The sequence below is a fragment of the Gordonia sp. PP30 genome, assembly GCF_023100845.1.
GTDB lineage: Bacteria > Actinomycetota > Actinomycetes > Mycobacteriales > Mycobacteriaceae > Gordonia.
On record NZ_CP095864.1, the window covers coordinates 2,509,433 to 2,527,693 of the forward strand.

Consider the following 18,261-nt stretch of genomic DNA (forward strand, 5'->3'; position numbering starts at 1 on the left):
CTCAGGCCTGCTCGGCGGCCTCGTGGCGGCCGGCGCCCTCCGGCGCGACGTGCCGGCCGGGGCCGGTGAGCTCGAGGCTGCGGTTGGTCCAGTCCCACATCTGGCGGAACAGCGCCGGGTTGTCGTTGAGCTTCTGGCCGAACGACGGGATCATCTCGGTCAGCTTCGGCGTCCAGCCGTCGAAGCGGTCGCCGAAGCACTGCTTCAGCACGTTCAGCATGGCCGGCACGGCGGTCGACGCGCCCGGCGACGCACCGAGCAGACCGGCGATGGTGCCGTCCGCGGCGGCCACCACGGCGGTGCCGAATTCGAGGTTGCCCTTGTTGCCGGTGGCCCGGATCACCTGCACGCGCTGACCCGCGGTGATCATCTCCCAGTCGCCGCCGGTGGCGCGCGGGACGAACTCCTGCAGCGTCTTCACGCGGTCGGCCGACGACGCGGCGAGCTCGCCGATCAGGTACTTGAGCAGGCCGAACTCCTTCGGCGCGATCGACATCATCGGGAGCAGGTTGCCCGGCTTCACCGACTTCGGCAGGTCCATCACGCCGCCGGTCTTGAGGAACTTGGGCGACCAGCCGGCATAGGGGCCGAACAGCAGACCCTTGTCGTGGTTGATCACGCGGGTGTCCAAGTGCGGCACCGACATCGGCGGGGCACCGACGGCGGCCTGACCGTACACCTTGGCCGAATGCTCGGCGATCAGCTCGGGATTGGTGCAGCGGAAGAACTGGCCGGAGACCGGGAAGCCGCCGAAGCCCTTGGCCTCCGGGATACCGGACTTCTGCAGCAGGTGCAGCGCACCGCCGCCGGCGCCGATGAAGACGAACTTGGCCTCGACCCGCAGCACCTCGCCGGTGCGCACGTTGCGGACCTTGACCACCCAGCTGCCGTCGGACTGCTTGGACAGGTTGCGCACCTCGTGGCCGAAGTACAGCTGCGCGTCGCGGCCCACGTAGTTGAGCAGCTGCTGGGTCAGCGCACCGAAGTCGACGTCGGTGCCCTCGGTGTACCAGTTGAGCGCGACCGGGTCGCCCTCGTAGGTGCGGCCGGCGGCCATCAGCGGGAGCCGCTCGGCGAACTCGGCCTCGTCGGTGATGTACTCCATACCCTCGAACAGGGTCTGACCGGCGAGGGCGGCGTGCCGCTTGGCCAGGTAATCGACGCCGGCATCGCCGTGGCAGAAGCTCACGTGCGGGATCGGGTTGATGAACTCGTCGGGCGCGCCGAGCACACCGTTGTCCACGCCGTACGCCCAGAACTGGCGCGACTGCTGGAACTGCTCGTTGATGCTCAGCGCCTTGGTGATGTCGATCGCGCCGTCGTCACCCATCGGGGTGTAGTTCAGCTCGCAGAGCGCCGAGTGACCGGTGCCCGCGTTGTTCCACGGATCACTGCTCTCCGCGGCCGCGGCGTCGAGACGCTCGAACAGGCTGATCGTCCAGTTCGGCTCCAGCTGCCGCAGCAGGGCACCGAGCGTGGCGCTCATGATGCCGGCGCCGACCAGCGCCACGTCCGTCTTGATCACCTTCTGGGACACGTCAAGCTCACTTCCGTCCGCGCGGCCGCCCCGGTTCGGGTCCGCTCATCGTTCGTCATTGTCCACCATGACGCGCTGACCGCCCGAATCGGAGGTGCCTTTGTGCGATGCACGACACGCGGCACAGGCATCTAAGCTCTACGGTGTGACCTCCCCGAAGTCTTCCGAGCTCGCCCACGAGCACGTCTGGCGTCCCGACCAATTCCTCGACCACTACGAGCTGCTGACGCTCCCGCTCGGTCCGGACCCGGACGGCGAGGACCCGATCAGCGCCACCCTGATCCGCCGGCCCGGCCGCGCGCGGGCCTCCCGCGGCGCGGTGCTCTACGTCCACGGCTTCACCGACTACTTCTTCCAGGAGGAGCTGGCCGACTACTTCGACGGCCTCGGCTACGCCTTCTACGGACTCGACCTGCGCAAATGCGGCCGTTCACTGGCCGCCCATCATCAGCCGCACTTCACCACCGATCTCGCCGTGTACGACGAGGAGCTGACCCTGGCGCTGGATGTGATCACCGATGAGCTGAGCGCGGCCGGCGCGCCGGTCCGCGTCGTGGTCGCCGGGCACTCCACCGGCGGCCTGGTGACCCCGCTGTGGCTCGACCGGCTCCGGGAGACCGACCCGGCACGACACGACCGCATCGCCGGCCTCCTGCTCAACGCCCCGTGGCTCGACATGCAGGGTGAGGCCGTGCTGCGGACCCGCCCGCTCGCCCGGGTGGTGGCCGCGATCGCCAAGGTGCGCCCGAAGGCGGAGGTGCCGCGCGAGTTGTCGTCGTCGTACGGCGAGAGCCTGCACGTCGACTCGGGCGGCGAGTGGTCGTACGACCTGGAGCGCAAACCGCTCGGCGGCTTCCCGGTCACTTTCGGCTGGCTCAACGCGATCCGCCAGGGCCAGTTCACGATTCACGACGGGATCGATGTCGGCGTGCCGGTGCTGGTGCTGCGCTCGGACAAGTCGCACTTCTCGTCGTCGTACGACGTCGCCGTCGACACCGCCGACTGTGTGCTCGACGTGAGCCACATGGCCCGCTGGGCGCCGTTCCTCGGCCGGCGGGTGCTGTCGGTGGTGATCCCCGGCGCCCGGCACGACGCCTTCCTGTCCAAGTCCGTGCCCCGTGAACTCGCTTACGAGGCGGTCGGCGACTGGATGCGCCACGAGATCGACCCCGCCGCCACCACCGAGGAGACCGACGCATGAGCAGCCCGCAGCTGACCGATCTGGCCATCATCGGCACCGGAAGCGGCAATTCGATCCCCGACGAGCGCTTCGACGGCCTCTCGATCGCGATCTTCGAGGAGAGCATCTACGGCGGCACCTGCCTGAACGTGGGCTGCATCCCGACCAAGATGTTCGTCTACGCGGCGGATGTCGCGGCCGAGATCAGATCGGCGGCCGCCTACGACGTGGAGGCGACCTTCGACGGGGTGCGCTGGCCCGAGCTGGTCGCCCGCGTCTTCGGCCGGATCGACCCGATCTCGGCGGGCGGGCGGCGCTACCGCGAGGAGGACTGCCCCAACATCACCGTCTATTCCTCGCACGTGGTGTTCGACGGCCGTGACGACGCGACCGGCCGCTATCGCCTGGTCACCGCCGCCGGCGACGTCGTGCTCGCCACGGAGGTGGTGATCGCCGCCGGTGCGCGGCCGGAGATCCCCGAACCGATCGCGCGCTCGGGTGTCCGCTACTACACCAACGACGACGTCATGCGGCTCCCCGAACTCCCCCGGCGGATGGCGATCGTCGGCAGCGGCTACATCGCGGCGGAGTTCGCGCACGTCTTCGGCGCCCTCGGCACGCAGGTCACGGTGATCGCCCGCGGGCCGGCGCTGCTGCGCAAGCTCGACGCGGAGATCAGCGCCCGCTTCACCGCGATCGCGCAGCGGCAGTGGGACGTTCGGCTCGACGAGACCTGCTCGACCGTCAGCGAGCTGCCCTCCGGCGAGATCCGGCTGGGCTTCGCCTCCGGCGACGACCTGGACGTCGACGTCCTCCTGGTCGCGACCGGCCGCACCCCCAACGGCGACCGGCTCGGCCTGGACACCATCGGGATGGAACTCACCTCCGACGGCCGCGTACCGACCGATGCTCACGGCCGCACCCCCGCGCGCGGGGTGTGGGCGCTCGGCGATGTGAGCTCTCCGTACCAGCTGAAGCACGTGGCGAACCAGGAGCAGCGCACCGTGCAGGAGAACCTGCTGAAGGGCTGGGACGCACCGGATCTCGCGTCGTTCATGCACACCGCCGTACCCGCCGCGGTGTTCACCCACCCGCAGATCGCGGCCGTCGGCCTCACCGAGACAGAGGCCGTGGCGGCCGGTCACCGGATCGCGGTCAAGGTGCAGGCGTACGGCGACGTCGCCTACGGCTGGGCGATGGAGGACACCACCGGGTTCTGCAAGGTGATCGCCGACCGCGACACCGGGCTCCTGCTCGGGGCGCACATTCTGGGCCCGCAGGCGTCGTCGATCATCCAGCCGGTGATCCAGGCGATGAGTTTCGGCCTCGGCGCCCGTGACATGGCCCGCGGCCAGTACTGGATCCACCCGGCGCTCCCCGAGGTGCTGGAGAACGCCCTCCTCGGGCTCGAACTGGACTGAGATGCCGATCTCGGCGAAGGAGATCCGGGGCTGGTTCGACGGCTCCGCCGCCGGCTTCCGCGACACGATCGGCCGCCTGGACCCGGCCCGGCTCGACGATCCTGGACTCGGTGACTGGACGGTGCGTTCCCTTCTCGGTCACACGTGCCGGGCCTTCCTGACCATCGAGTCGTATCTCGCCGCGGCAGAAGGGGTTTCGATCGACCCGGAGAGTGTCCTGGACGGCCCGATCGCCTACTTCCGGGCCGCGTTCGCTTCGGTCGGCGACCCCGCCGCGGTCGCGGCGCGCGGCGTCGCGGCCGGTCTCGATCTGGGCGACGATCCGGTCGGTGCGGCCCTCACCATCGCCGATCGCGTCGGCGATCTCGTGCCGGTGCTGCCCGACGACGCGCCGTTGCTCTCCCCCGTCGGCCCGATGCGCCTGATCGACTATCTGCCGACCCGCGCCTTCGAATTGACCGTGCACTCGCTGGACCTGACGAGCGCCCTCGGACTCGAGCCCGGGCCCGATCTGCTGCGGGCGGCCCCGCGGGCGATCGAACTGGCGGCCGCACTGGCCGAACCCGGCCGGGCGGTCACCGTACTGCGGGCGATGACCGGGCGCGACGGCCTCGCCCCGGGCTTCACGGTCCTGGGCTGACCGGTCAGAACAGCGCGGAGCGCAGCGCAATCTCGCTGGCGACGGCCTCCGGCGCGCGCTGCGGAATCCAGTGGTCCACGCCGTGCAGCTCGGAGAACCGGTAGTCGCCGTACACGTAGCGGCCGGAGAGCTCGGCCTGGTCACGACCCAGCGCGGCGTCGCCGTCGCTCCACAGCATGGTGGTCGGGATCTCCACCGGCGGGCATTTCAGCGTCTCGGCGATGTTCCCGGTGAAGTTGGCCCGGTACCAGCCGAGCGGCCCGGCCAGCCTGCCCGGCTCCAGCAGCGGCTTCACCTCGTCGGCGGACAGCCCCGCGCGACGCAACAGGACGCCGCCGCGGGCGGTCAGCGTCTCCTCGGCACCTTCGGCGATGAAGTCCTTGATGTACGACGACCGTGTCCGCTGATCGTCACCGAGCGCGAGGGCATCGGCCATCGCCGACGGGTGGCCGGTGCTGACCGCGACCAGGCTGGTGAACCGCTCCGGGTGCTTGGCCGCCAGCTGCCAGGCGACGATGCCGCCCCAGTCGTGGCCGACCAGCATCGAGTACGCGATGTTCAAGTGGCCGAGGACGCCGAGGACGTCGCCGGCCAGCCGGTCCAGCCGGTAGTCGTCGACGGCCTCCGGGCGCGCGCCCGGGCTGTATCCGCGCTGATCGATGGTGAGGGTCCGCAGGCCGGCGTCGTGCACGCGCGGCAGCACCGCGTCATAGCAGGACGAGTCGACCGGGAAGCCGTGCAGCAGCACCACCCACGGTCCGCGGGGCGGGCCGCTGCGGTGCACGTCGAACGTCAGGCCGTCGTGTTCTACCTTCAGGTGCTCGGATTCCACGACAGCCAGCTTAGGACGCGCGGCAGCGCCGGTACGCCATCTGTGAGCAACCGTTGCACAGCCGACATGTCGAGATGTTCGTCAACCAGATCGGCGAGCAGATCGAGCTGGTTCTCGCGGACGGCGGTCACGCGCAGGCCGGGCTCGGGCACGAAGCCCGGTTTGCCGGCCGCCGACGCGATCTCGGTCAGAAAGGCCCGGCGGAAGTCGTCGCTCTCCAGCAGTCCGTGGCAATGCGTGCCGTAGACCGCGCCGCGGCGCGCGCCCTCGGGGCCGAGCGTGTCGTCGCGCAACCATGGGGTCTCCGCCGACCGCACCACCCGGCCGTGGTGGATCTCGTAGCCGCGCACCGGGTTCCGGCCGTCGTCACCGGTGAACCGGCGCAGCGTCTTGTCCGGATGGAAGGCGATGGCGACGTCGAGCAGGCCCAGCCCGTCGACGGTGCCGGCACGCGATTCGACGTCGTCGTCGATGGTGCGGCCGAGCATCTGGAAGCCGCCGCAGATGCCGAGTACCGGGCGGCCCTGCGCGGCGCGGCGCGCGAGCGCGGCGTCGAGGCCGCGCTCGCGGAGCCAGCGCAGGTCGTCCACGGTGGCGCGGGTGCCCGGCAGCACCGCGAGGTCGGCGGCGGCCACGGCGGCCGGGTCATCGGCCCAGGTCACATCGACGCCGGGTTCGCAGCCGAGCGCCTCGACGTCGGTGGCGTTCGAGACGCGGGGCAGCCGGATCGCGGCGACGGCGAGGGTGGCGTCCCGGTGTCCGGCGGCCGGGGGGCCGACGCGGCGGCCGACCGGGCTGGCGAGCGAGTCCTCGGCGTCGATCCAGATGTCCGGATGGAACGGCAGCACGCCGAGGGTGGGCCGCCCGGTGCGCTCGCGGAGCATGTCCAGTCCCGGGGTCAGGATCGCCGGGTCGCCGCGGAACTTGTTGATCACGTACCCGGCGACGAGTTCCTGATCGGCGGGGTCGAGCACCGCGGTGGTGCCGAAGAGCCCGGCCAGTGCGCCGCCACGATCGATGTCGGCCACCACGAGGACGGGGAGTCGTGCGCGCTGGGCGAGGCCGAGGTTCGCCAGGTCGTTCGCGCGGAGGTTGATCTCCGCGATCGAACCCGCCCCTTCGGCGATCACGACGTCGAATTCGCTTCGGAGAGAAGACAATTCGTCGTGGACGAGGTCGGCGAGACGAGCCCGCCAGGTCTGGTAGTCACCGGCCCCGACGTCGCCGACCGCGCGGCCGCGGACCACCACCTGAGACCGGCGGTCGCTCCCGGGCTTGAGGAGAACCGGGTTGAATCGGGTATCCGGCTCGAGCCCGCAGGCGGCCGCCTGTAGCGCCTGGGCGCGGCCGATCTCACCGCCGTCGAGGGTGACCGCCGAATTGTTCGACATGTTCTGCGCCTTGAACGGGGCGACGCGGACGCCCCGGCGTGCCAGGGAGCGGCACAGTCCGGCGGTCACCAGGCTCTTCCCCGCGTCGCTCGACGTCCCGCCCACCAGCAGGGCGCCCCGGATCGGTGTCACCGCGCCACCCTACCGTTCTCACCGAAGTCGGAGCCGCCGGATACCATGCGGCGTGAACCGTCGGCGTCGGCCGCCGGCACAGGACGAGGAGGTGAGAGTCGATGACCGGTCCGGTCCCGGGTGGTGTCTTCGCCGGATACGACGTGCTCTCGCTGCTGGGGCGCGGTGGGATGGGCACCGTGTTCCTCGTCCGCAATCCGCATCTCGACCGGCGGGAGGCGCTGAAGGTGCTGACGGTCGACGCGCACGGCGACTTCGCCGCGCGTTTCGCCGCCGAGGCCCGCACCGTGGCGTCGCTGGACCATCCGGGGATCGTGACCGTCTATCACCACGGGATCACCGACGGCATCCCGTGGTTCACCATGCAGTTCCTCGCCGGGAACGATCTCGCCGGGGTCGGGCGGCTGCCGCTTCCCGAGGTCCGCGAGATCGTCCGGCAGGCGGGCGACGCCCTCGACTACGCGCATCGCCGCGGCGTGGTCCACCGCGACGTCAAGCCGGCCAACGTGCAGGTCGGGCGCACCGATGCCGGGGCGATCGACCGGGTGACCGTCCTCGACTTCGGCATCGCCCGGCTGGCCGGCGCCACCTCGCTGACCGCCGCCGACTCGTTCGTGGGCACGCTCACCTATTCGGCGCCGGAGACGGTCCGCGGGCAGCGCGACGTGCCGGCCGCCGACCAGTATTCGCTCGCCTGCACCGCCTACGAGTTGCTGACCGGGCGGCCGCCGTTCGCGGGACTGTCCACCGCGGCGCTGCTGTCGGCACAGCTCAACGACACCCCGCCGCCGATCAGCAGCCTGGTCCCCGAGCTGGCCGGACTCGATCCGGTCTTCGCGCGCGCCCTGGCCAAGGAGCCGGAGCAGCGCTATCCGTCGTGCGCGGCGTTCGCCGCCGCCCTCACCGCGGGCGGCGAACCCGCGTCGATACGCCCGCCGACGCGGGTGGCCCCGGTGCCGCTCGTCCCGCCGCCGGCCGCGCCCTCCGCGCCGCCGCCGCGCGGGACCAGGCCGTTCACCGCGCCGGCGCCTCCCCCGCCGAGACCCGCCCCACCGGCGCCGGCCCGTGTTCCCGCTCGCACGCCGCGCTCGAGGTCGTCGTCGACGACCATCGTGCTCGCGGTCCTCGCGATCCTGCTCAGCGTCGGGGTGGTGGCCGGTGCGCTCTATCTCGCGAATTCGCGAAGCTCCGGTACCCCGTCGCCGGGCCCGGCTCCGAGCACCACGACGCTCACCTCGACCACCACCTCCACCGAGGAGCCCGCCAGCGTGTGGGGTCTGGTGGTGAGCCCGCAGGGCCGGGTGGTGCGGTTCAAGGACTACCCGAGCCAGGACGCCCTGCTCGGCGCCGCCGCGAACTACGGCTTCAACGAGTCGTGGGGGTATTCGACGTTCAGCTCGGGCTGCGCAGCCGTCGCGCACGTCACGAGCGGCTCGTCGGCGTACTACACGGCCACCGCCGGGACCCGTTCGGCGGCGTCCGACGCCGCCACCGCGCGCGCCACCTCCGCCACCGGCGAGACCAGCCGGATCGTCTCGACGCTCTGCGTCGGCGATTCGTTCTAGACGTTCCTAAACGTCGTCCTCCGAGGGCCGGCGGCGCCATGCGGCGGGTATCCGGGGCCCGCGGCGCAGGCGCTCCCCGCCGAGCACGTATGCGGCGGTGACGTCGACCACGAGCGTCGACTCGACGCCCCGCCGTTCCCGGCCGCTGCCGGCCAGGAGCAGTTCGTCGCCCGGTTCCAGACGCGTGTCCATCGGCGGTGCCGCGATCTCGGTGCCGTCCGACCGCAGGAGCAGCACCGGCACGATGTGCAGCCGCCGCGTCCGGTCCTCGGGACGACGCAGGAGGTCGCCGAGGCACACCTCGCCCGAACTCAGCCGGCCGACGATCGCGGGCGCGTGGTCGTCGTCGAGGTGGATCTTCCACAGCGCGGGCAGGGTGCGCCCGCATTCGTTGACGAGCCGGGAGATCAGGTCGGCGGCCCACTTCTCGTTCTCGGCCGGGATGTGCCGCAGGAAGCGCGACAGCAGCGGTGAGCTGATACGCGCGTACGCCTCGTGCGCGACGACGTCGCTGGGCACCAGCAGTGCATCGAGGTTCATCGCGTCGAACAACTCCGCGCTGGTGGGCCGGTTCTGTCGCCCGGCGAGGAAGAGCTCGGGGTTGCGCTTGCGCGCACCGGCCAGGATGGACAGGTTGGCGACGTCGTCGTCGGTGCCGGCGACGAGGCCGACGGCGGTGTCCAGGTGCGCCTGCGCCAGGACGGCGGGCTCGCTGGCATCGCCGGTGATCACCTGGATACCGCTGCCACTGTCGAGGTCGGCGATGTCGCGGGCGTCGATCACCGTCATCTCGACGCCGACCTCCCGGAGGTAGCGCGTCAGTTCGTGACCGAATCGGCCGTATCCGCAGACCACCCACCGTCCGGGCGGCGGGGTCCGGCCCCGTTCGGGCAGTTCGGCACCGGGACCGGCTTCGAGCCAGGTGAGCAGCTGGTATCCGGCCGGTGAGTGCAGAGAGAGTCGCAGATGGTCGCCGAATCGCTCAAACGGATCGATCACCGTCGGGGTGCCGAAGGCCCGCATCTGTTCGGCCGTCGAACCGACGATGGTGTGCGAGATCACCGGCAGGTCGGGCCGCAGCAGCGCCGCCGCCATGGTGACCGCCAGATTCACCTGGTCGTCGCCGGTCAGGGCGAGCACCCCGGCGCAACACGGGTGATCGATGCCGGCGAGCCGCAGCTGCGCCGGGTCGCCGGCGTCCGCGGCCAGCCCGGGCACCTCGGTGCGAAACGAGCCGAGATCGAGTTCGTCGATCCGCTCGGCGCTCGGATCGATCACCACCACCTGCTGCGCCATCGCGTCGAACGCGCGAACCAGCACCTCCCCGGCCCGGCCGTAGCCGGCGACCAGGAGGAACGGTTCGCGGATCCGCATCACCTGGCGACTGAACCGGTGCCGGGCCCGCACCTGGCGGAATCCGCGGTCCTGCACCAGCGACAGGAGCGTGCCGACCAGATACGCCCAGCCGAGCACCGTCATGAAGATGCACGCGGTGACCCACAGTCGCTGCGCGATCGTGAACGGCCACGGCGTCTCGCCGAAGCCGATCGTGGTCGCGGTGTAGCTCATCACGTAGAACGCGTCGAACAGGGTGAGATGCACCGTGTGGCCGAGTTCGTCGCGCCCGGGGATCAGGCTGAGGCCGACCACCCCGATCGCGAAGACGACGATCAGCGTGATGAGCGGCGCCCGCATGCGCCGGAGCACGACGAAGACGGTGGCCGAGGTCGGATCCTCGTACTTGCGGGCCGGCTCCCTCGTCCGGCGTCGCGGCGGGTGCCGCTTGGTGACCACGGCCGATCAGCCGCGGTGGAAGGTGACCGTCTCGACCACCAGCAGGGTCACCGAGACCAGGTTGGCCAGCAGCGCACCGGCCGCCAGCGACACGACGCTGGCCACCGCGCCCGACGTCAGACCGTGGGTGCTGACCTGCTGCGCGATCACCCACACCACCACCGCCGCCAGCAACTGGAGGTCGGCGACCAGACTCGTCGCCAGATGGACCGCGCCGAGCTGCGTCCGGTCCCCGAACTTCAGCACCGTCGCGATGAGGCTGACGGTGATCGCCGCGAACAGTTCGTAGACGCTGTGCTCGTTGCGATCGGAGAGGTCGCCGATGACGAACCCGAAGTTCAGCGTCGCGGCGAGCAACACGAAGAAGCCGAAAACGACCTTCGACATGTTCATGCGGCTCACCTTACGGCAGCCGCGCACTGCTCAGGCCGACCAAGCCTTCCTGCCCGGTCGAGACTCCCGGGCGACGGCGCCGGCGTCCCGGACCCCGCTGCCGAATCTGGACGCCGCTGGCGCCACCTGACCCGCGTCGTCCAGATTCGCCAGCACACCGGAGAACTGACAGCGTCGCGACCACCCACCTGCCGATACGCGCTCCGGTCGACCTCCCACGGAATCCGGTTGACACGGCCGCTCCACCGTCTGGGGAGCGCTCAGCGCAGGAATCGCCCGGCCATCCGCCGCGACTCGGCGTCGTCCACGGGCTCACCGTCCGCGAGGATCCGGTACAGCGTCGGTCCGACCAACTCGGCCGCCAACGCCTCCGGATCACCGGACAGCGTCCCGCGCGCGATCAGGCGACCCACCACCGCCCGGGCGGCGTCACCGAGGATGTCGCTGCCCCGCAGGAGCCGGGCGACCGTCGCGTCGTGCTGCGCCTCGCCGAGTAGCGCGCGATAGGCGAGCCCCGCGTCGGACGAGGTCAGGAAGGCGGACAGACCGGCGAGGAACGCCGCCACCTCGGCGACGGGATCGGCCTGCGGCACGACGGCGAGTTCACGCGCGGCGTCGGCAGCGCTCGCTTCGAGCAGAATCTCCGCCTTCGACGACCACCACCGATACACGGTCTGGCGGCCGACACCGGCACGTTCGGCGATCCCCTTCATGGTCATCGCCGCGTATCCGTGTTCGACGAGCATGTCGTCGACGGCCCGCAATACCGCAAGCCTGGCCTGCTCGCTGCGCGGACGACCGGCCGCCTGCATGGCTTCTCCCATGCCCCGACCCTACCCAGCGCCGGACGTCGGTCTCGGCGCAACTCGGGCATGTGACATTCATTACGAGACACTATGTCTAATAATTCTGAACCGGAGCCTCCATGACCACCCTCGACGTCGCCGGCCCACCGGGCCGCACCTCCGCACGTGCGGCCGTCGCCGCCACCGCCTTCGCTTTCCTGGTCACCATGATGGGCACGACCATCCCGACACCCCTCTACTCCCTCTACGCGTCCGAGATGGCGTTCTCACCGCTGATGGTGACCGTCCTCTTCGCCGTCTACGCCCTCGGCGTCGTCGGAGCACTCTCCCTGTTCGGGAGGCTTTCCGACGACGTCGGGCGCCGTCCCGTGTTCCTCCTCGCCGTCGGTCTCGCTCTGCTCAGCGCGCTGCTCTTCCTGTTGCCGCGGTCGGTGGCGCTGCTGATCGTCGCGCGGGTGGTGTCCGGTCTGGCCGCCGGGCTGATGAGCGGCACCGGCACCGCCGCGGTCATCGATCTCTTCCCGGCCGGAAAGAAGGCACTCGGCGGCACCCTCGCCGTGGCCGCCAACACCGGCGGACTCGCCCTCGGAACACTGTTTGCTGGCGTGCTGGCCGACGTCGCGCCACACCCGCTCATCTCGCCCTTCGCGGTGTATGTCGTGCTGTGTCTGATCGCCCTCGCCGGTCTCTTCGCATGGGCCCCGGCGCCCACCGACCGCGGTCGGCTGCGGATCCGTCCGCGACGCCTGCACGTCCCCCGCTCGATCCGCGGGGCGTTCGCCCGCGCCGTTCTCGCCGCCGGAACCGGCTTCGCGGTCACCGGCGTGCTCACCGCCGTGTCGGCGCTGTTCCTCGCCAGAGACCTGGGGCTGCACAGCCATTCCCTGGCCGGGTTCGTGGTCTTTCTCGCCTTCGCCGCGATGGCGGCGGGCCAACTCATCGCGCGCCGTCTACGCCCGCAGACAGCGATCCCCGCGGGTTGTGCCGGTCTGGTCGTCGCGGCGACTCTGCTCGCGACGGCCCTCGGCACCATCACGCTGTGGCCCCTCCTCGCCGCGGCACTCGTCCTCGGGATCTCCGGCGGCGTGTGCCTCAACGCCGGCCTCGCGACGACCGTGGAGCAGGTCCCGCCGGAGCATCGCGGGGAGGTGTCGTCGTCGTTCTTCGCCGGGCTCTACATGATGCTGGCCGTCCCGGCGATCGGTGTCGGCCTGCTCGCCGAGCCCCTCGGCCTGCGCCGGGCCGGGCTGATCTTCGTCGGCGCCGTCATCGTGCTCGCCGCGGGCACCGCCGTCGCAGCCCTGCACACGACACGACGACGAGCGGACGGCTGAGCCCGCTCCCGCGCGGGCTCACTCCGTTGAGCCCGCGCCGAGGGCGTCGATCTCAGCGGCGAGCTTCGGCAGGACAGTGTTGTTCCAGCCGCGCTCGACCGCGTTGCGGGCCATTTTCTGGCGGCGATCGGTCACGTCGAAGCCACTCATATGGAGGAGCACCCGCGTTCCCCGCCCCTGCGGCCGTAACTGCCAGTCGACCAGCCACCGCAGCGGCGGCTCCCCGCGCAGATCGGTCCAGCTGTAGGTGAGTTGCCGCTGTTCGTCGGCCGCGACCACCTGGCACGACATCTCGGCGGCCGGCTTGCCCGGCACCGGAACCTGCACGATGAAGGTCGTGCCCACCGCGGGCGCGAACCCGATCGTCGGCGCCAGCCAGCGCGCGATCGAGTCAGGCTCGGTCAGCGCCCGCCAGGCGATCTCCGGCGCACCGGTGACGAAGATCCCCAACTCCACCACCGCCGGGTCCCGCTCAGCGTCGAACATCGTCTCACCCTAACCGCGCGACGGGCGTCCAGACGCGATGTCGGCCCCCTCCGGTAGCGTCGCCGATCATGAATCCGGACCAGTTCCATGCCCTGCGCGCCGGGCGCTTCGGCGGCCGCGAGCACACCGTCGTCCCCCTCGGCGAACTCCACGTTCGCAGCGGCCGCCTGGAAGCCAGCGACCCCTACGTCGGCCTCGGCGAAGGACTCGTCGTCGCGGTGCCGCCGGGGACCTACCCGGTGGCCGTCACCGTCGTCGACGTCAGCGACGCGCAAGACGGCAGTCACCTCCGGGAGAGCCACTTGAGCGTGATCGTCGCCGAGGGCACCCCGGCCCGCATCGAGTTCGTCGTGCCCGAGGGCCGGGCACCGGCGCCCGCGGGCGAGTACTACGGGGTCGGCGTCGACGCCGGAACCGTCGCGTTCACCGACGCCGCGGCCGTCGCTCGCTGCATGCCGGACGGCGACTGGTACGACGCCGTGTTCGACACCGGACGCCCGGACTCCTGGTTCGCGCTGATGGACTCCGCCGAACATCTCGTGGCGGGTTCGGCGAACATCGTCATGCCGGGCGCGCAGAACGGCGAGAACGTCGTACTGACGCACTCGGGCTGGGGCGACGGCTTCTACCCGGTGGTCGCCACCTACGACGACGCCGGGCGGCTCCTGGGCGTGCACATCGACACCCTGGTCGACGATCCCGACTATCTGGGAGACCAGTCGCCGCGCGACTGAGCCGCCCGGAGACTGTGGACCGGGCGTATACCCGAGCCGGCTACAGCCGGGCGGCCGCGAACCTCGCCGCATCGACCTGCATGCCGTTCCACTGATACAAAACATGCAGCGCGTTCCAGGTTCAAGCGGAGTCAGAGCGCTATCGTCGTCTCCTTGGCCGATCGCCTGCCAATGCCCCACGTCCCAGCGAGTCGGCTACCTCGGGCCGCTGCGGGTCCGCTCCTTACGTCCGCGCCAGCGCGCCGCGCAGCGTCCGGCGATCGAGCTTGCCTACCGCGGTCTTGGGGATGGCGTCGGTGAAGATCACCCGACGAGGCTTCTTGTATCCGGCCAGCCTGGTACCGACATGGGCGGTGAGCTCGGTGATGAGCGCCTCATCGGCGACTACCTCGGGGCCCACCACGATCACCGCCGTCACCACTTCCACCCAGGTGGGGTCCGGGGTTCCCACCACGGCCACCTCGCGTACCGCCGGATGCTCGAGCAGCACGTCCTCCACCTCACGCGGATAGACGTTGTAGCCGCCGCTGATGATCATGTCCGAGGTGCGGTCTTTGAGGTAGAGGAATCCGTGTTCGTCCAGCATGCCGACATCTCGGGTGTGCACCCAGCCATCACGGAAGGTCTGCTCAGTGAGTTCGGGCGCGTCGTAGTACCCCGCCACCGCCGACGGGCCGCGGACGACGATCTCGCCCGGTGACCCGGGTGCAACGTCGCTTCCCTCGTCGTCGATGAGGCGCAGCTCGATATCGGCCGAGATCTGCCCGCACGCTCCCAGGCGTTCGCCGACATGGTCTTCGGGCCGCAGTACCGCGATCGTCAGCGGGATCTCCGTCTGCCCGTAGTACTGCCAGAACCGCTCTCGCCCCCACACGTCCATTGCCCGCTCGATGGTCGGCCGCGGCATCGGCGAGGCACCGTAGATGACACGACGCAGCTCCGAGACCTCCGTCGTCTCGAAGTCGGGATGCTCGGTCAGCATCTGGATCATCGTGGGCACCAGGTTGATCACAGTGACCCGGTATCGAGTGATGGCCGTGAGAAATGCACCTGGCTCGAATCCCGGCAGGATCACCGTCTTGGCGCCGCGAAGCCAGAACGGCAGCACGAACACGCCAGAGGCGTGAATCAGACTGGCGGCGTGCAGCATCACATCGTCGGGCTGTACCGGGATCAGATTGAGCAACACGTTGCGGCAGATACCCGCATAGGACGACTGGGTGTGCTGTGCGGCCTTCAAGGTTCCCGTGGTACCCGAGGTGAAGAGGGTCAAGATGATGTCGTCCGGTTCGACGGGCACCTCGGGAAGGGTGGAGGGCATGCTCGCCGCGATATCCATCAACGCGGCAGACCAATCGGACCCGGTTTCTAGACCATGAAAACGCACCTCGGGCAGCAGCGCCGCCAACTCTGCGGCGCGATTCGCCAGATCCGCACCGTAAATAACCAGATCGCAATGCGTTTCGCGCAGCATGCGGGCATGCTCATCAACCGACAGCCGAGAGTTCAACGGGATCCGATTAATGCCGGCCTTCACACACGCCATATCGACCGGCACCGAGAGCAGTCCGTTGTTGACCAGCAGGCCGACCCTGGCATGGTGGCCGCCACCTACCGACGCGAAGGCATGGGCGAGTTGGTTACTCAAGGTATCGACCTGAGCAAAGGTGCGCTCCTCGTCGCCGACGACCACCGCGACGCGGTCGGCATGTTCGCGAGCACCGCGGATGATGAGTTCTCTGGTGGTTGGTCCAGACATGGGATTCTCCTAGGGATTCGGAATGGCAGTGTCGGTGGCGGCCGGTCAGAAGGCTCCGTGCCTACCCGCACCTTGAGCGAATCGGGCCGCGCCGGCCTCGCCTTCGCGAGCGACGATGGGAACGCCTGCCGCGCCTTCGGCGCGCAACGCTTGCGCGAGGGAGACGTCGAAGCTGCGATATGCCGACTCACGGTCGGCGAGCAGACAGTCGAAGGGAAAGCCGACCAGCTGCTGCGCGATCTCCGTTGCGACCGCCAGGGAGGTTCCCGAATCCACGACCCGGTTGGCCAGGCCTATCGCCAAGGCTTCCTGGGAATCCACCGGGCGTCCGGTCATGATCAGGTCCAATGCCCGGCCCAGCCCGACGATCCGAGGCAGGCGAACGGTCCCTCCGTCGATCAGCGGGACACCCCAGCGCCGGCAGAACACTCCGAAGGTGGCGTCGCGCTCGACCACCCTGATATCGGCGAGTAGTGCCAACTCCAGGCCGCCCGCGACGGCGTAGCCTGCGACCGCAGCGATCAGCGGCTTACTCAACGCCATGCGACTGGGACCCATGGGACCCAATCCACCACCATCGGGATCGAGATCGTTGCGCCGATCGGGGTCCCCGACCGCGGTGAGATCGGCTCCGGCACAGAACGTCCCGCCGGCACCGGTCAAAATCGCCACCTTCGCATCGCCATCGGCCTCGAATCGCTCGAAGGCGGCACGTAACGCGTGCGACGTCGGACCATCGACGCAGTTGCGCACGTGCGGACGGTTGATCGTGATAGTCACCACGGACCCATCGGACTCGTAGCGAACCAGCTCGGCTATGTCTTCAATCACACCGTCGATATAACACTCGCTGATACCAAGTTGTCAATTGCCGTTATAAAAGGGCTCGGAGCTGCTATAAACGACGACGTGCTCTCCGCCCGCAAACTCGTTCTTGATCTCGCCACTGCGCGACCGGCAGCGGTGTTTACGATCGCCTCGATGTGTCGTGCCGCCCAGATCGTGGGGATCAGCGAGGCAAGCGTGCGGATGGCGGCGATGAGATTGGCCGACGAAGGCGCACTGGAACGAGTCGGCCGCGGCGAGTACCGGCTCGATGCCACCGGTCTCAACACCTTTGCCCACGTCGGACACTGGCGGACACGTCTGGCCGGCCTCGTCGACTGGGACGGAACATGGATCGGCGCGGACACCTCGACGGCCAGCGGCACTCGCACCCAGCTGCGTCGGATCGAGCGAGAGCTCGATCTCCTCGGATTCACCCGCTGGCGGGGGTCACTGCTGATGCGCCCGGCCAACCTGGCGGGTGGCGTGCGGACGCTGCGCGAGCTCACCGACACGCGGGTCAGCGTGTTCGGGATCGTAGATCTCGACGTCCACGATGCCGCGGAGCTGCGGGATTGCTGGGATGTGGCCGCACTGCACCGCAGCCATCGGGAAGTGCGCGCCGAGCTTTCCGCCTCGCTCGGTAGGCGAAGCAGCCAAGACGATGAGCAATTCGCCCGCGAATCGCTGCCGCTCGGTGCCCGCGCCATCGCCCAGATCATCCATGATCCATTGCTGCCCACCAGCTTCGACGATCACCACGAACTGCGCGAACTGATCAACGCCACCATCAACTACCAGGACGTCGCCAGCGAGGTATGGGAACAGTTGCTCTGGGCGACCCCCTGACACGTTCATGTCATCGGCCACCACTGGTTCTGCACCGACCGGGCGCGCCCGGCAACCTGGGTGTCGCAGATCGAGCATCTACTGCGCCGTTGGCGGGTTTCGGATGACAAGACAATAGCCGCCCCCACCGAATCATCGGTGGGGGCGGCATTCCGAGAATTTCCAGTCGGGCTGACAGGATTTGAACCTGCGACCACTTGACCCCCAGTCAAGTGCGCTACCAAGCTGCGCCACAGCCCGTTTCCCCTCGCGGGGACGCTCCCCTGCGGGAGCGATGACTACATTAGCGCACGACCCCGCCGGATCACGAATCGCCCTTGCGGCGGTCGATCCACACCCAGATCAGGGTCACGATGAGCGCGCCGATCAGCGAGCCGATGATGCCGCTCGGGCGGAAATGGAAGCCCTCGCCGGCGATCAGGCTGCCGAGCGCACCGCCGACGAACGAGCCGATCACACCCGAACCGAGGGCCATGCCCCAGTTGATCGTCGACGGCTTGTTGACGCCCAGAATCCACTGGGCCGCCGCGCCGATGAGCATGCCCCACAGGAGGATTCCGATGATGAAGAAGCCGATGTCCAT

At 69.6% G+C, this 18,261-nt stretch carries 17 protein-coding genes and 1 tRNA gene; 7 read left to right on the forward strand and 11 right to left on the reverse strand.

Annotated elements, in window-relative coordinates; all coding sequences use genetic code 11:
- Position 1: 1 nt before the first annotated feature.
- On the reverse strand, positions 2-1,486 hold the full coding sequence (gene mqo / locus MYK68_RS11620) for a malate dehydrogenase (quinone) (protein ID WP_247868031.1): 1,485 nt from the start codon (positions 1,484-1,486) through the stop codon (positions 2-4).
- 196 nt (positions 1,487-1,682) lie between these two features.
- Here mqo and MYK68_RS11625 point away from each other — a divergent pair, with 196 nt between their 5' ends.
- The 3 genes from MYK68_RS11625 to MYK68_RS11635 are packed head-to-tail and all read left to right on the forward strand — an operon-like array spanning position 1,683 to position 4,778.
- Positions 1,683-2,738: an alpha/beta hydrolase gene (locus MYK68_RS11625; RefSeq protein ID WP_247863860.1), complete on the forward strand. Its 1,056-nt coding sequence runs from the start codon at positions 1,683-1,685 to the stop codon at positions 2,736-2,738.
- Complete coding sequence (locus MYK68_RS11630) at positions 2,735-4,138, forward strand: mycothione reductase (RefSeq protein WP_247863861.1); 1,404 nt, start codon at positions 2,735-2,737, stop codon at positions 4,136-4,138. Before MYK68_RS11625 ends, MYK68_RS11630 begins: the two co-directional genes overlap by 4 nt.
- 1 nt (position 4,139) lies before the next feature.
- On the forward strand, positions 4,140-4,778 hold the full coding sequence (locus MYK68_RS11635) for a maleylpyruvate isomerase N-terminal domain-containing protein (protein ID WP_247863862.1): 639 nt from the start codon (positions 4,140-4,142) through the stop codon (positions 4,776-4,778).
- 4 nt (positions 4,779-4,782) lie between these two features.
- Here the strand turns inward: MYK68_RS11635 and MYK68_RS11640 are convergent, their stop codons facing one another.
- Positions 4,783-5,610, reverse strand: a complete 828-nt coding sequence (locus MYK68_RS11640) for an alpha/beta fold hydrolase (protein WP_247863863.1) — start codon at positions 5,608-5,610, stop codon at positions 4,783-4,785.
- Entirely contained in the window at positions 5,592-7,133 is a 1,542-nt protein-coding gene (locus tag MYK68_RS11645; protein WP_247863864.1) for a cobyric acid synthase, read from the reverse strand. Before MYK68_RS11645 ends, MYK68_RS11640 begins: the two co-directional genes overlap by 19 nt.
- 101 nt (positions 7,134-7,234) lie before the next feature.
- Here MYK68_RS11645 and MYK68_RS11650 point away from each other — a divergent pair, with 101 nt between their 5' ends.
- Positions 7,235-8,698 (forward strand): serine/threonine-protein kinase, encoded by a 1,464-nt coding sequence (locus MYK68_RS11650; protein ID WP_247863865.1) that lies wholly within the window; start codon positions 7,235-7,237, stop codon positions 8,696-8,698.
- Between the two features lie 6 nt (positions 8,699-8,704).
- Here MYK68_RS11650 and MYK68_RS11655 read toward each other — a convergent pair whose 3' ends face one another.
- The 3 genes from MYK68_RS11655 to MYK68_RS11665 form a co-directional block, all read right to left on the reverse strand.
- Positions 8,705-10,492, reverse strand: coding sequence for a potassium channel family protein (locus MYK68_RS11655; RefSeq protein ID WP_247863866.1), 1,788 nt, complete (start codon positions 10,490-10,492; stop codon positions 8,705-8,707).
- A gap of 6 nt (positions 10,493-10,498) precedes the next feature.
- Complete coding sequence (locus MYK68_RS11660) at positions 10,499-10,885, reverse strand: DUF6394 family protein (RefSeq protein ID WP_247863867.1); 387 nt, start codon at positions 10,883-10,885, stop codon at positions 10,499-10,501.
- 260 nt (positions 10,886-11,145) lie between these two features.
- Positions 11,146-11,709: a TetR/AcrR family transcriptional regulator gene (locus MYK68_RS11665; protein ID WP_247863868.1), complete on the reverse strand. Its 564-nt coding sequence runs from the start codon at positions 11,707-11,709 to the stop codon at positions 11,146-11,148.
- Positions 11,710-11,810: 101 nt separating this feature from the next.
- Between MYK68_RS11665 and MYK68_RS11670 the strand changes: the two genes are divergently transcribed.
- Positions 11,811-13,025 carry an MFS transporter gene (locus MYK68_RS11670; protein WP_247863869.1) on the forward strand — a complete coding sequence of 405 codons (1,215 nt, stop codon included), beginning with the start codon at positions 11,811-11,813 and terminating at the stop codon, positions 13,023-13,025.
- An 18-nt stretch (positions 13,026-13,043) separates the two neighbouring features.
- Here MYK68_RS11670 and MYK68_RS11675 read toward each other — a convergent pair whose 3' ends face one another.
- Positions 13,044-13,511, reverse strand: a complete 468-nt coding sequence (locus MYK68_RS11675; RefSeq protein WP_247863870.1) for an SRPBCC family protein — start codon at positions 13,509-13,511, stop codon at positions 13,044-13,046.
- A gap of 68 nt (positions 13,512-13,579) precedes the next feature.
- On the opposite strand from MYK68_RS11675, the gene MYK68_RS11680 reads away from it, so the two are divergent.
- On the forward strand, positions 13,580-14,245 hold the full coding sequence (locus MYK68_RS11680) for a DUF4241 domain-containing protein (protein WP_247863871.1): 666 nt from the start codon (positions 13,580-13,582) through the stop codon (positions 14,243-14,245).
- 223 nt (positions 14,246-14,468) lie between these two features.
- Here the strand turns inward: MYK68_RS11680 and MYK68_RS11685 are convergent, their stop codons facing one another.
- Entirely contained in the window at positions 14,469-16,004 is a 1,536-nt protein-coding gene (locus MYK68_RS11685) for a class I adenylate-forming enzyme family protein (RefSeq protein WP_247863872.1), read from the reverse strand.
- Positions 16,005-16,049: 45 nt separating this feature from the next.
- The gene (locus MYK68_RS11690; RefSeq protein ID WP_247863873.1) at positions 16,050-16,835 is read right to left on the reverse strand and encodes a crotonase/enoyl-CoA hydratase family protein; all 786 of its coding nucleotides are present in this window, start codon (positions 16,833-16,835) and stop codon (positions 16,050-16,052) included.
- 78 nt (positions 16,836-16,913) lie between these two features.
- Here MYK68_RS11690 and MYK68_RS11695 point away from each other — a divergent pair, with 78 nt between their 5' ends.
- A complete protein-coding gene (locus MYK68_RS11695) occupies positions 16,914-17,678 on the forward strand; it encodes a hypothetical protein (RefSeq protein ID WP_247863874.1) in 765 nt (254 codons plus the stop codon).
- Positions 17,679-17,844: 166 nt separating this feature from the next.
- Here the strand turns inward: MYK68_RS11695 and MYK68_RS11700 are convergent.
- Positions 17,845-17,918, reverse strand: a tRNA-Pro gene (locus MYK68_RS11700).
- 64 nt (positions 17,919-17,982) lie between these two features.
- Complete coding sequence (locus MYK68_RS11705) at positions 17,983-18,261, reverse strand: GlsB/YeaQ/YmgE family stress response membrane protein (RefSeq protein WP_247863875.1); 279 nt, start codon at positions 18,259-18,261, stop codon at positions 17,983-17,985.